Genomic DNA, 12,583 nt, shown 5'->3' on the forward strand with positions numbered 1-12,583 from the left:
TCCCGACTCCGTCAGTCCCGCTCACGACCCTTCAGCCAGTATTTCGAGGAGGCGATCATGACTCGAGGATCAGGCCGTTCCCCTTCACCGTCGGTGCGCAAGCGCCCCAACCTGTGGCCCCGGCGCATCATCACGGGAACGGGCCTCCTGGCGGTCGTGGCCCTGCTCGTCTGGGGGATCGTCAGCATCGTCGGCCTCGTCTCAGGCGATGCGCCCGCCGAGGAGGAGCCCCAATCGCTCGCGATCCGCAAGGCGGAGACCATCCAATCGGGGGATTCCGTCATCGAGCTCCGTGCGGATCAGACGGCCACCCGTGACGGGATCGTCTCGGAGAGCGAAGGGGTCACCATTCCCGCCTGCGCGCCCGACGCCCTGCGCTACACGGCCGAAGCCGCCCAGGCGAAGGTCGGCGCGGGTGAAACGGTGTCCGTGTCGGTCGAGAACACGGGCGCGATCGCCTGCACGACCCGTGCGGGGGCATTGGGGCTTCGCGTCATCTCCGGCGAGCAGACCATGTACGACTCGACGGCCTGCGAGGGCTACGCCCCCGATGCCACGCCCCTCCTGCTGGCGCCGGGCGCCTCCTGGAGCGGAACGCTCGGCTGGGACGGCCGCGTCTACTCCGAGGGCTGCGTCGCCCCCGCTGAGGCCCTGAACGCCGAAGCCGGGACCTACCGCGCGGTCGTCGTGGTCGGGGGCGAGGCGGTCACGGGGGAAGCGGTCTTCGAGATCGTCCCCTGAGGTCACCAGCCGACGATGCCGCTGGCCGCCATCTGGGCCTGATGATCGAGGTTCTCGCGGATGAGCTTGGCCCGGTAGGGGCCGATGCCCTCGATGCCCTGGAGGTCCTCGACGCTCGCGGCGCGCAGCTCCTGGAAGGTCGGCCAGTGGGAGGAGACCTCCTTGATGACGCTCCACGGAAGGTGGGGGACGAGCGAGAGCGCGCGAATGCCGCGCGGCTGGATATCGCGATCGAGGTCGGCGACCTCGAACACGCCCAGTCCCAGCACATTCGCGATCGCGCTGAGATCGACGAGCTTGTCGCCGCCGAGCTCGGACAGGTGCTGATCGACCGACGCGATCGACGAGGCGGAGCGGATGTAGTCGCGCAGGACGAGCGCCCGCTCCGAGGCGGAGCCGCGAACGAGATCATCGACCTGAAGGGCCAGGAGGCGGCCTTCGGAGCCGAGCTCCTCGAGGTAGCCGTTGATCTCAGAAGTGATGCGCCTGATCATCTCCATCCGCTGGACGACCGTCGCGACGTCGCGGATCGTCGCGGAATCGCGCATCTCCAGAACGGTGAGAGTCTGAAGCACCTCGTCGAGTCGCTGCGAATAGCGGTCGAGCGTGTCGACCGCGAGATTCGCGCGTGAGAGCAGGGACTCGGGCTCCTCGACGAGGCGATGGCATTCGCCGACGTAGACGGAGATCATCCTCATCGAGGCGGAAAGGGACAGGACCGGGAGGTGGGTCTGGCGCGCCGTCCTCTGAGCCGTTCGGTGGCGCATCCCGGATTCATCCGTGGGGATCGTCGGATCGGGCAGGAGCTGAACGTTCGCCTTGCGGATCCTCATGTTCTCGATATCGAGGACGACCGCCCCGTCCATCTTGCACAGTTCGCGCAGGCGCGAGGCCGTGAAGTCCACATCGAGGTCGAAGCCGCCCGAGCAGATCGCCTCGACCTCCGGCGTGTAACCGAGGACGATGAGGCCGCCCGTGTGCGAACGCTGAATCCGCTCAAGGCCCTCGCGCAGGGCGGTACCGGGGGCGACGGCCGCGAGGGCCTCCCTGAGGATCACCGAATCGGATGTCACAATCCCGCCTTCCTACGCACCGGCTTCGATTCGAAGTTTACGGCAGCGCCGCGCGGATCGCGGTCGCGAGGTCGGAAACGGTCAGCACTGTGAGACTGTCGATCCGCGGAAGATCCTCCGAACCCTTCGCCGGCACGATCGCCCGAGTGAATCCCAGACGGGCGGCCTCCTGCAGGCGGCGGCCCACGCCGGTCGATGCGCGGATCTCCCCGGTCAATCCGATCTCGCCGATCGCGACCGTTCCCGGCCGGGGGACGATCTGCTCATGAGCCGTGACGATGGCGATCGCCATCGCGAGATCGATCGCCGGTTCGGCGCTCCTCGCGCCGCCGACGGTCGACACGTACACGTCGTAGGAGGACAGGTCGACATCGAGCCGGGCCTGGAGGACCGCGAGGATCATGGCGACCCGGGAATGATCGACGCCCGAGGTCGTCCGCCTGGGCGATCCCGCGGCGCTCGAGGCGACGAGGGCCTGGACCTCGGTCGGCATCGGGCGGCGCCCCTCGAGCGAGACCGTCACGCAGGTCCCCGGGACATTCGCCGAGGACTCCGAGAGGAACAGGCCGGAAGGATCGGGGACCTCGCGGATCCCGGATTCCACGAGCTCGAAGCAGCCGACCTCGTCGGTCGGCCCGTAGCGGTTCTTCACGGCCCGCAAGAGGCGCAGACGCGAATGGCGGTCCCCCTCGAATTGGCAGACGACATCCACGAGGTGCTCCAGGACCCGCGGACCCGCGATGCCCCCGTCCTTCGTCACATGGCCGACGAGGAGCACCGGCAGATCGCGCTCCTTCGCGGCGCGGATGAGGCCGGCCGCGACGGCGCGCACCTGTGCGACGCCCCCGGCCCCGCCCTCGACCTGGCCCGATGAGACGGTCTGCACGGAATCGACGATGAGGAGCGAAGGGGAGACCGCGTCGACGTGCCCGAGCACTGAGGCGAGGTCGTTGTCATCGGCGAGGAGGAGGCGGTCGTCCAAGGCGCCGATGCGCATCGCCCGCGCCTTGACCTGCGAGGAGGATTCCTCACCGGTCACGTAGAGGACCGGGCCATGGTCCCCGGTCCCGCGGGCGGCGCGCGCCGCCACATCGAGGAGGAGGGTCGATTTGCCCACCCCGGGTTCGCCGGCGAGCAGGACGACGGCGCCCGGGACGACGCCCCCGCCGAGGACGCGATCCAGCTCCCCTACACCGGTCGGGCGCGAGCGCGCACGTTCGCCGTCGACATCCCCGATGGGGAGCGCCGGTCGACGGGGCGCAACCGCAGCGGTGCCCCCCGCGATCGCGCCGCCGGGCGCGGCCTCCTCCAGGGTGCCCCATGCGGAGCAGTCCCGGCACTGGCCCGCCCACTTCGGGCTCGTCCAGCCGCACTCCGTGCAGCGGTAGATCGTCTTCGCCTTCACCATGCTCGAAGCCTAACGGCGGGCATGGGCATGTGCGGCACTGCTTAGAGCGCCGCGGGCGCGCCGTCTAGGGGCGGTTCGCGAAGTACTCGAGCAGGCGGGCGTCGCCGGACACGATGATGATGTCCTCGGGGTTGATGCGCGTCTTCGAGGTCGCGTACTCGAAGGGCGTTCCCGGGCGCAGGACGCCGAGCAGATTCACGCCGTAGCGCCCTCGCAGATCCAGGTCCTCCACCGTGAAGCCGTGCACCTCTTTGGGGGGGCGCAGCTTCATGATCGCGAAGCCGTCCTTCTCCATCTCGATGTAGTCGATCATCCGGCCGCCGACGAGGTGGGCCGTGCGCTGACCCGCGTCGAATTCCGGATAGATGACGTGGTGGGCGCCGATCCTCCTCAGGATCCGGCCGTGCTCCCGGGAGATCGCCTTCGCCCAGATCGAGGGCATCCCCATGTCGACGAGATTCGCGGTGATGAGCACCGAGGACTCGAGCGATGATCCGGCGCCGACCACTGCGGCGCGGAATTCGCGGGCCCCGAGCTGCTCGAGGGCCTCCATCGAGGTCGCATCCGCTTCGACGAGGGGGAAGCGCCCCGCGAAGGCCTGAACGCGCGCGGGGTTCTTCTCGATCGCGAGGATCTCGTACCCCAGTTTGTCGAGCGTCACGGCCACAGCCGAACCGAAACGACCGAGTCCGATGACGAGTGTTCCGGAGGCGAGTTCGCGTGCATCCTCGTGAGCCATGCTCGCCATTATGCCCCGAAGAGCCCGATCTCGGGGACGCGGTCTGCCGGGCGCCCCGCGCCGGCCGGGGCCGGGCGCCCCTCGTCGATCAGCGGAGCCTCGCGTCCTCTAACCGATGATCGGGCGCTCCTCGGGCATGCGGATCACGCGCGAACGGTCCCGCAGCGCAAGAGCCGCGGCCATGGTCATCGAGCCGGTCCGCCCGGCGAACATGAGGATGATGAGCACGTACTTGCCCAGGGGCGGCAGCGTCGCGGTGATGCCGGTCGACAGGCCGACCGTCGCGAAGGCGGAGATCGTCTCGAAGAGGATCGTGTCGAGCGAGTAGTTCGTGAGCGACAGCAGGACCACCACGGACACGGCGACGAGCGTCAGGCCCAGCAGGGACACCGCGACCGAAAGGCGCACGACCGAGGGCGGGATCCGTCGCCCGAAGGTCTCGATGTCCTGATCGCCCCTCGCCTCGGCGATCACCGCGAGGACGAGCACCGCGAAAGTCGTGACCTTGATGCCGCCCGCGGTCGACGCCGAGCCGCCGCCGATCATCATGAGGACGTCCTGGACGAAGTGCGTCTGCGGCCGCATGACGCCGACATCGAGGGCCGACAGCCCCGAGGAGCGCGAGTTCACGCCCGCGAGCAGGATGTTGAGCAGGCACGTCGAGGTGTCGAGCGACCCCAGTGTGAGCGGATTAGTCCATTCGGTGAGGGCGAGCATCACCGTCCCCACGAGCGCGAGGATCGCGTAGACCGACAGTGTGAGCTTCGTGTGCAGCGCCCACTTGCTCGGGGTGCGCCACCGGGCGGCGAGGTCCTGAATGACGGGGAAGCCGATCGCGCCCACGAAGGTCCCCAGGACGATCGGTGCGAGGAGCCACCAATCGGAGACGTGCGGGGCGAGGCCGCCGACGAGGATGACGAAGCCCGCGTTGTTGAAGACGGAGATCGCCATGAACATGGCCTCCCAGACCGCCCTGCCCAGGGTTTCGCCCATCGTGAGGAACCGGGGGAGGAAGATGAGGAAGAGGAGGGATTCAGCGGTGAGCGAGGTCGCGATGACCGCTTTCAGGAGGCCGGAGATCTGGCCCAGCCCGTCCGACTTCGTCTCCTGGGCGGCGAGCATCCGCTGGGTCAGGCCGAGGTGGCGCGAAACCGCGAAGCCGAGGATCGAGGCGAGGGTCATCACGCCCAGGCCGCCGATCATGATGCCGAGGGCGATGACGCCCTGACCGAAGGGCGTCCAGCTCGTCGCCGTCTCCACCGTGGTCAGGCCCGTGACGCACACCGCGGAAACAGCGGTGAAGAGGATGTCGACGAAGGAGACCGGGCGCTGGGGGATCGTCGCGATCGGCAGGCTGAGGAGTGCGGTGATGACCGCGATGATGAGCGCGAAGACGCCGAGGGCGAGGCGCGCGGGCGCGTAGCGGGCCTGGCGGACGAACCACGCCTTGAAGCGGTCGACGGGGGTGTCCTCCGGGGCGGGATCCGTGCGGCCCACCCGGCGGACGAGGGGCGAGGGGGCCGCATCGAACTCCTCCGCGGATGCCGGGGAGGGGGCTCGTCGGCCCGAAGCCCCCATCGCGCGGGCCGTCGTGCCGAGGGGCAGGTCGATCGGCTTCTCGTGGTGCGCCACGGGCCCGTCCTTCCTCCGATCGGGAGCGCTTGATCGGCACAAGACTACGGATAGTGAGCGAGGGGGTGCGCTCGGCCGTCCGGGGAGAAGGATTCTCCTCCTCCGAAGTTGCCGACAAGGCGCCCTCAACCACTAGTATGGCCCTGAAGCGGGTGAATCATAGGACGCAGGGTTCCGGGTCCCGCTTTGATGAGCTCAGGAGTCTTCATGGATCAGAAGTCCGCACCCCGTTTCATGACGGTGTCCGAGGTGGCGGAACTCATGCGCGTGTCGAAAATGACCGTGTATCGCCTGATCCACTCCGGAGAAATGCCCGCGATCAGGGTCGGGAAGAGCTTCCGCGTCCCCGAGGCCGCCGTCGGCGCGCTCATCGCGTCGGGTCTCGCCGATCACACAGATGGGCGTGCGGCCGGGATCGGCGGCTGAAGCGGGTAGAATGGTCGCTGCTGTGCCCGCTCGGGCATGAACGACGAGCGGTGGTAACCTCCGCCGCGCATCTTTTTTCATACACGAGGGAGGAACCCCATGGGCTCCGTGATCAAGAAGCGCCGCAAGCGCATGGCGAAGAAGAAGCACCGCAAGCTGCTGCGCAAGACGCGTCACCAGCGTCGCAACAAGAAGTGAGTGTTGAGGGCCCGGCCGATCGGCCGGGCCCTTCGCTTCGCCCCGCGGCGGCGCGCGCCTCGTCGAAGCGTGGGAGACTGGGGGCATGATTTCGACGAAGATCCACGTGATGCGCCACGGCGAGGTCGACAATCCTGAAGGCGTGCTCTACGGCCGCCTCCCCGGTTTCGCCCTCACCGAGCTCGGCGGGGCGATGGCCCGAAGAGTCGCGGATCACCTGGTCGCAGAGGGCGCGGACATCAGCGCGGTGATCGCCTCCCCGCTCCTGCGCGCCCAGCTCACCGCGGCGCCCACGGCCCGCGCCTACGGCCTGCCGATCCTCTCGGATCCGCGTCTCATCGAAGCGGGCAACGTCTTCGAGGGCGAAGCGGTCAATTCCGATCGCGCGATCTTCTTCAAGCCCGGGAACCTCAGGTACTACACGAACCCGCTGCGGCCGAGCTGGGGCGAGCCCTACGCGCAGATCGCCGCGCGGATGAGCGCGGCGCTCTCCTCCGCCCTGCGGATCGCCGAGGGGCGCGAGGCCCTCGTCGTCTCGCATCAGAGCCCGATCACGGTCCTCACCCGATTCGCGCGCAAGCAGCCCCTCGCCCACGCGCCCTGGTCGAGGCGCTGCTCGCTCGCATCGCTCACGACATTCGAGTTCGTCGGCTCGACCCTCGTGGCGATCGGGTACTCCGAACCGGCGGCGGACCTGGTCGCCGAGGCCCAGGACATGACCCCGGGCGATTCGGCGGCCGCCCTCAAACGCTGAGGGCCCCGAGCGCTGAGGGTCCGGTCGGCCCGCCTACTCGCGCGGACCGCCCTCGGCCCCCTCGCCTTCGCCCTCGTCGCGCGTCTCGGGCTGCGCCGCCGGGGATTCGTCCGCTCCGTCCCCGCCACCCGCTTCGGCGCTGCGCCGCTTCTCGCGCTGAATGTCGCGCTCGATCCTGAAGAGGAACTCGGGGTCGTCATCCGGCGCGAGCGGACGGGGCTTCTCGGGCCGAGCTTGCGCGGGGCGCTGCATGGGGAGCGGGGGCAGGGGCGACTGCCCGGCTTCGGCGCGCGAAACGGCGCGGAGGACGATCCAGGCGATGGAGCCCAGGGAGAAGGAGGGGATCGTGATGAGGATGAGGACGAGCCACATCGCTTTGGGCATCCGCGCCCAGAGCTCCTCCTCGGGCGTGCGGAACCAGTCGGCGATCGCGTACACGGTGACGGCGATCCAGGCAATGGCGATGAGAATCCTCAGCATCCGGCAATTTTATCCCTCGGGGGCCCTGACGCCCCTGCGGGAGTTGCGCCCTCGGCGAAGCGCTCAGGCGATGAGGAGGAGGATGCTCGCGAGGACGGCGTAGGCGAGCGTGAACAGGCCCGTGTTGCGCAGCGCGGGGATGAGGGCCGCGCCCGCGGCGCCCGTGGAGACGGGGAGCACGGCCGGTGCGGCGCCGAGGGCGGTGAGGAGCATGAGGCAGACCGAGGTGAAGACCGTGAAGCCCAGCGCGTGGAGCGCGGTTCCCAGGATGACGACGGCGATCGTGAAGCAGGCGGAGAAGACGCTCCGGGAGGCGCCGTCGCCGAGGCGCACCGCGAGGGTCCGCTTCCCGGACTCGGTGTCGGAGGGGATGTCCCGGATGTTGTTCACCATGAGGAGGGCCACGGACTCCAGTCCGAGGGCCGAGGCGAGCCCCCACAGCCAGGCCGGCGCCTCCTGGATCTGCGTCCACGTGGTTCCGACGCAGGCCATGAGGCCGAAGAAGACGAAGACGAAGAGTTCGGACAAGCCGATGCCCATGTATCCGTAGGGGGTCCGTCCGCCCGTGTAGAACCATCCGGCGAGCACCGCGAGGATTCCGGGGATGAGGAGGAGCCACTGCCCGGAAAGGGCGAGGAGGGCCAGTCCGGCGAACCCTGCGAACGCGTAGAAGCCCAGGGCGGCGCCGAGGACGGACTTCGGTGCGGCCAGGCCCGAACCGGTCAGGCGCAGGGGCCCCTTCCGCTCCGCGTCGGTGCCCCTGATCCCGTCGGAGTAGTCGTTCGAGTAGTTGACGCCGATCTGCAGGGCGAGGGCGACGACGAGGGCGAGCAGCGCGCGCAGCGGGTCGAATCCGCCGAGGTGGTGGGCCGCCGCCGATCCGAGGATCACGGGGGAGGCGGCTGCGGGAAGGGTGCGCGGGCGAGCGCCTTCGATCCACTGGGGTAGGGTCGCCATCTCTCAAACTCCTTGCCGTTCCGGGCGATTCACAAGCGGGGGCGGTCTTGGCGGGTCACCTGCGCCAGTCGCGTTCGGGCCGGTCCTCGTCCTCGGCGATCCTGCGCGCGCCGATCCTGTCGATCTTCACTCCGTTGAGGGAGGGCAGGGCATCGGCGGCCACGACGCGCCGGGGCGCGTAGGCGCGGCCGATGCGGGACCCGACGTGGTCGCGGATCGCGCGCCCCAGGCCCGCCATCTGCTCGGGCGAGGTCGGCATCTGAGCGGGGACCACGATCGCGGTGACGAGCTCCCCCCACTTGTCGTCAGGGGTCGAGGTCACCCACGCGTCCGCGATCCCGGGCGCCGACAGGAGCGCGGACAGGACCTGCCCCGGTGCGACCGAGAGCCCTCCGGTGACGATCACGTCGTCGGCCCTGCCCTCGACGCGCACCAGACCGCCGCCGGTGATGACTCCGAGGTCGCCCGTCAGGAGCCAGGTGCTCCCGCCCTCGTCGAAGAAGGGGGAATCGGCGTCGAGATAGCGGGTCATGAGGACCGGGCCTGCGATCGCCAAGCGGCTCGAGCCGTCACGGTCGACCGCGCGGACCTGGACGCCCTCGAGGGGCACGCCGTCGTAGACGCACCCGCCGCAGGTCTCCGTCATTCCGTAGGTGGTCACGATCTTGAGACCGGCGTGCTCGGCGCGTTCGAGCAGGCCGTTGCGGGCCGCCGCCCCGCCGACGAGGATCGCGGCCAGGGCCCGCATCGGGGCGAGCACCTCCTCGCCCGCCTCGAGGCAGGCGGCGAGCTGCGTGGGGACGAGCGACAGGTAGCCGGGCACGTCGCGCTCCTGGGTCGCGCCCGCGATCGCCGGCAGGAGGGCCCTCGGATCGAAGGCGCCCGGGCTGTCGACGATGAGGGGGGCGGTGTCGGCGACGGCGGCCCGCACGAGGACCATCGCCCCCGCGATGTGGTGCGCGGGGAGTGCGAGGATCCAGCGGCCGGGGCCCTCCAGCGCACGATGGGTGGCATTCGCGGAGGCCACGAGGGATTCGATCGAGAGGCCGACGAGGCGGGGCGATCCTGAGGTCGAACCGGAGGTCGAGACGATGAGGTCCACGCCCTCGAAGAAGGAGGGGTCGTCGATCCGCTCCGCCAGGGCGGGGAAGCGATCCGCGGGGAAGGCCTGCGCGGGCGTCGCCGTGCTCTGCCTGAGCGACGAGGGCGGCACCTCGCCGGGATCACGCAGGGCGACGAGCGTGCGGGGCGCCGGATGCCCGGGGTCCGCGAGGCGCTCCTCGTGGAGTTCGACGAGCTTGTGGATCGCCGCATTCGCGAGGGCGACGGCCCCGATCTGCGTGCCGCCGGGGACGACGAGGATGCGCGCTGGGGACATCGGGACCTCCTGGGCGATGAACGTGGAGCGGATGGTGAGGACCGGACCGGCCCTCCGATTCGACCCGAACAGCCTAGGCCGTCCGCTGAGGAACTGCGAAGTTGCGGTCCTCCTCCGGGCCGCTGTGGCGCGCGCCCCATGGTGAAAACGAGGACCTTGTGGGCGCGCGCAGTCACAGCGGGATACCATGAGCCCGATGATTACGCGAATTTCGACAAAGATGAAGGTGGCGATCGCCTCGGTCGCCGCTTTGGTTGTCGTCCTCGTCGGCGCCACCGCCGCCTACGCCCTCTCCTACGCCGACCGGGCGCTTCCCGGCGTCGCGGTCGCGGGTGAATCCGTGACCGGCATGTCCCGCGACGAAGTCGTCTCCCTGATCGAGCGGCGCGCCGCGGCCACGAAGGTCACCTTCGACATCAACGGCACCGCGACCGAGACGAGCCTCGCCGACGCGGGCGTCACGGTGGACGCGGAGAAGACCGCTGATGCCGTCTTCGCGCCCAATGCGGGATTCGGCTCGAAGATCGGCGCCCTCTTCAATTCGCAGGATGTGACTCCGGTCCTCAAGACGGATGAGAAGGCCCTCGCCTCCTTCGCGACCGAGCTCGCCACCACCACGGGCACCCCCGTCATAGAGGCGGAGGTGGCCCTCGGCGAAGACGGCGTGACCTTCACCGCGACGCAGTCCGCTTCCGGATCGCTGGTCGATGAGGAGGCGGTCAAGAAGGCCGTGATGGCCCAGGGCGCCGCCCTCGCCTCGGGATCCCATTCGCTCGAGGCCCGCGAGGTGAGCCCGAAGGTGACGAGCGAAGCGGCCTCGGCCGCCGCCGACGCCGCGAACGCGATCGTCGCGCTCGAGGTCGTCCTCACCGACGGCGTTGACGCCTTCAAGGCCTCCGCCGCCGACAAGGCCTCGTGGGTCAAGACCGATCCGCAGGACGACGGCAGCGTGAAGGTGTCGGTCGACGCCGCGAAATCGGACGCCTGGGTCAAGTCCACCGTCGAGGGCACGAACATCGAAGTCGTCAACGGCATCCACAACGTCAACACCCAGGGCACGGTGCTGACCGTCGCGAAGGAGGGCGTCGCCGGCAGGACCGCCAACAACGTGGACGCCCTCGGGGACGCCCTGGTCTCGGCGCTCGACTCGGGGCGGGCCTACTCGGGCGAGATCACCTACGACGAAGTCGCCCCGACCTACGAGGAGCGCCTCGTCGCGGAGGGCGCGGAGAACCTCGTCTACCAGGCGGCCCCCGGTGAGAAGTGGGTCGATATCAACCTCTCGACCGCGACCATCACCGCGTACGAGGGCGCCACCGTCGTGGGCGGTCCTTACTACATGGTTCCGGGCGCTCCGGATACGCCGACCGTGACGGGCACTTACCACGTCTACCTCAAGTATGCTTCGCAGACGATGCGCGGCCTCAACTCCGACGGGACGAAGTACGAGACTCCGGACGTTCCCTGGGTCACCTACTTCACCGGCTCCTACGCTTTCCACGGTGCACCGTGGCGCTCCTCCTTCGGCTGGTCCGGACCGGGCGGCTCGCACGGCTGCGTGAACATGCCGGTGACCGCTGCGAAGTTCATCTACGACTGGTCGGAGATCGGTACGACGGTGGTCTCGCACTACTGAGGCCGATCCCTTCGACGGGGGCGCGATCGGCGGAACGCGGGTGGGGGCGGACTCTTCGGAGTCCGCCCCCACCCGCATCCGCGTCTCAGTAGTAATACGGGTGCCCGCTCCAGTCGGGCGCGCGGTGCTCGAGGAAGGCGTCGCGGCCCTCCTGGGCCTCGGGCGTCATGTACGCCATGCGCGTCGCCTCCCCCGCGAAGACCTGCTGGCCCGCCATTCCGTCGTCGGCGAGATTGAAGGCGAACTTCAGCATGCGGATCGCCTGCGGGGACTTGGAGGCGATCGTGGCGGCCCATTCGAGCGCCGTCTCCTCGAGACGGGAATGGGGGACCGCGGCGTTGACCACCCCCCAGCGTTCGGCCGTTTCGGCGTCGTAGCGGTGCGCCAGGAAGAAGATCTCGCGCGCCCGCTTGTCCCCGACCTGGCGGGCGAGCAGGGCCGAGCCGTAGCCCGCATCGAAGGATCCGACGTTCGCGTCGGTCTGCATGAAGGCCGCGTGCTCCTTAGAGGCGATCGACAGGTCGCAGACCACGTTGAGGGAGTGCCCGCCGCCCGCCGCCCAACCGGGCACCGCCGCGATGACGACCTTCGGCATCTGCCGGATCAAACGCTGCACCTCGAGGATGTGCAGGCGGCCGGCGCGCGCGGGGTCGACCTGCTCGCGCCGGGTCGCGGTGTCGGCCTGCGAGTCGGCACCCTCGACCTCGTAGCGATAGCCGTCGGCGCCGCGCACCCTCTGGTCGCCGCCCGAGCAGAAGGAATAACCGCCGTCCTTCGCGCTCGGGCCGTTGCCGGTGAGGATGACTGCCGCCACGTCGCTCGTCTGGCGCGCGTGGTCGAGGCAGCGGTACAGCTCGTCGACGGTCGTCGGCCGGAAGGCGTTGCGGATATCGGGCCGGTCGAAGGCGATGCGCACGACCGGCATGTCCTCGCCCGCGGGGCGGCCGTCCGCCTCCGCCCCGCGCGAGATCCCGCGGTGGTACGTGAGGTCGTGGAGGTCGAAGCCTGCGACTTCGCGCCACCGGCTCGGATCGAAGGTGTCGGAGATGAAGGAAAGCGCGCTCATGCCGCAAGCCTACGCAAGGAGGGGCTCCTCCTGCGCCGCAAGGCCTTCGTCCGCCTCCCCGAGACCCCGCGCCCGCCGCGCCCCCGTCACCGGGG

13 protein-coding genes are annotated in these 12,583 nt (G+C 69.6%); 5 read left to right on the top strand and 8 right to left on the bottom strand.

The genetic code is table 11. From position 1 onward, the window contains the following. Nucleotides 1–57: 57 nt before the first annotated feature. Nucleotides 58–741, top strand: a complete 684-nt coding sequence (locus tag HD592_RS02840) for a hypothetical protein (RefSeq protein WP_184451744.1) — start codon at nt 58–60, stop codon at nt 739–741. 2 nt (nt 742–743) lie between these two features. On the opposite strand, the gene disA is transcribed toward HD592_RS02840, so the two are convergent. The 4 genes from disA to HD592_RS02860 form a co-directional block, all read right to left on the bottom strand. Continuing rightward, on the bottom strand, nt 744–1,814 hold the full coding sequence (disA, locus tag HD592_RS02845; RefSeq protein WP_184451746.1) for a DNA integrity scanning diadenylate cyclase DisA: 1,071 nt from the start codon (nt 1,812–1,814) through the stop codon (nt 744–746). 37 nt (nt 1,815–1,851) lie between these two features. Beyond that, complete coding sequence (gene radA / locus HD592_RS02850; protein WP_184451748.1) at nt 1,852–3,222, bottom strand: DNA repair protein RadA; 1,371 nt, start codon at nt 3,220–3,222, stop codon at nt 1,852–1,854. A 64-nt stretch (nt 3,223–3,286) separates the two neighbouring features. Beyond that, entirely contained in the window at nt 3,287–3,970 is a 684-nt protein-coding gene (locus tag HD592_RS02855) for a potassium channel family protein (RefSeq protein WP_425503073.1), read from the bottom strand. Nucleotides 3,971–4,069: 99 nt separating this feature from the next. Beyond that, nucleotides 4,070–5,539 carry a TrkH family potassium uptake protein gene (locus tag HD592_RS02860; protein WP_184454376.1) on the bottom strand — a complete coding sequence of 490 codons (1,470 nt, stop codon included), beginning with the start codon at nt 5,537–5,539 and terminating at the stop codon, nt 4,070–4,072. 261 nt (nt 5,540–5,800) lie between these two features. Here HD592_RS02860 and HD592_RS02865 point away from each other — a divergent pair, with 261 nt between their 5' ends. The 3 genes from HD592_RS02865 (at nt 5,801) to HD592_RS02875 (ending at nt 6,971) form a co-directional block, all read left to right on the top strand. After that, a complete protein-coding gene (locus tag HD592_RS02865; RefSeq protein ID WP_184451752.1) occupies nt 5,801–6,019 on the top strand; it encodes a helix-turn-helix domain-containing protein in 219 nt (72 codons plus the stop codon). 99 nt (nt 6,020–6,118) lie between these two features. After that, nucleotides 6,119–6,217 (top strand): 30S ribosomal protein bS22, encoded by a 99-nt coding sequence (locus HD592_RS02870; protein WP_003792170.1) that lies wholly within the window; start codon nt 6,119–6,121, stop codon nt 6,215–6,217. An 85-nt stretch (nt 6,218–6,302) separates the two neighbouring features. Then, nucleotides 6,303–6,971, top strand: coding sequence for a histidine phosphatase family protein (locus HD592_RS02875; protein ID WP_184451754.1), 669 nt, complete (start codon nt 6,303–6,305; stop codon nt 6,969–6,971). 33 nt (nt 6,972–7,004) lie between these two features. Here the strand turns inward: HD592_RS02875 and HD592_RS02880 are convergent, their stop codons facing one another. The 3 genes from HD592_RS02880 to HD592_RS02890 all read right to left on the bottom strand — a co-directional run bounded on the left by HD592_RS02880 (nt 7,005) and on the right by HD592_RS02890 (nt 9,786). After that, the gene (locus tag HD592_RS02880) at nt 7,005–7,451 is read right to left on the bottom strand and encodes a hypothetical protein (protein WP_184451756.1); all 447 of its coding nucleotides are present in this window, start codon (nt 7,449–7,451) and stop codon (nt 7,005–7,007) included. Between the two features lie 63 nt (nt 7,452–7,514). After that, entirely contained in the window at nt 7,515–8,408 is an 894-nt protein-coding gene (locus HD592_RS02885; RefSeq protein WP_184451758.1) for a 1,4-dihydroxy-2-naphthoate polyprenyltransferase, read from the bottom strand. 55 nt (nt 8,409–8,463) lie between these two features. After that, nucleotides 8,464–9,786: an AMP-binding protein gene (locus HD592_RS02890; RefSeq protein ID WP_184451760.1), complete on the bottom strand. Its 1,323-nt coding sequence runs from the start codon at nt 9,784–9,786 to the stop codon at nt 8,464–8,466. 196 nt (nt 9,787–9,982) lie between these two features. On the opposite strand from HD592_RS02890, the gene HD592_RS02895 reads away from it, so the two are divergent. Continuing rightward, the gene (locus HD592_RS02895) at nt 9,983–11,422 is read left to right on the top strand and encodes a L,D-transpeptidase family protein (RefSeq protein WP_184451761.1); all 1,440 of its coding nucleotides are present in this window, start codon (nt 9,983–9,985) and stop codon (nt 11,420–11,422) included. Between the two features lie 85 nt (nt 11,423–11,507). On the opposite strand, the gene HD592_RS02900 is transcribed toward HD592_RS02895, so the two are convergent. Further along, the gene (locus HD592_RS02900) at nt 11,508–12,488 is read right to left on the bottom strand and encodes a 1,4-dihydroxy-2-naphthoyl-CoA synthase (protein WP_184451763.1); all 981 of its coding nucleotides are present in this window, start codon (nt 12,486–12,488) and stop codon (nt 11,508–11,510) included. Nucleotides 12,489–12,583 lie beyond the last annotated feature (95 nt).

It is taken from the genome of Schaalia hyovaginalis (genome assembly GCF_014208035.1).
In the GTDB taxonomy this organism is placed as follows: Bacteria; Actinomycetota; Actinomycetes; order Actinomycetales; family Actinomycetaceae; genus Pauljensenia; species Pauljensenia hyovaginalis.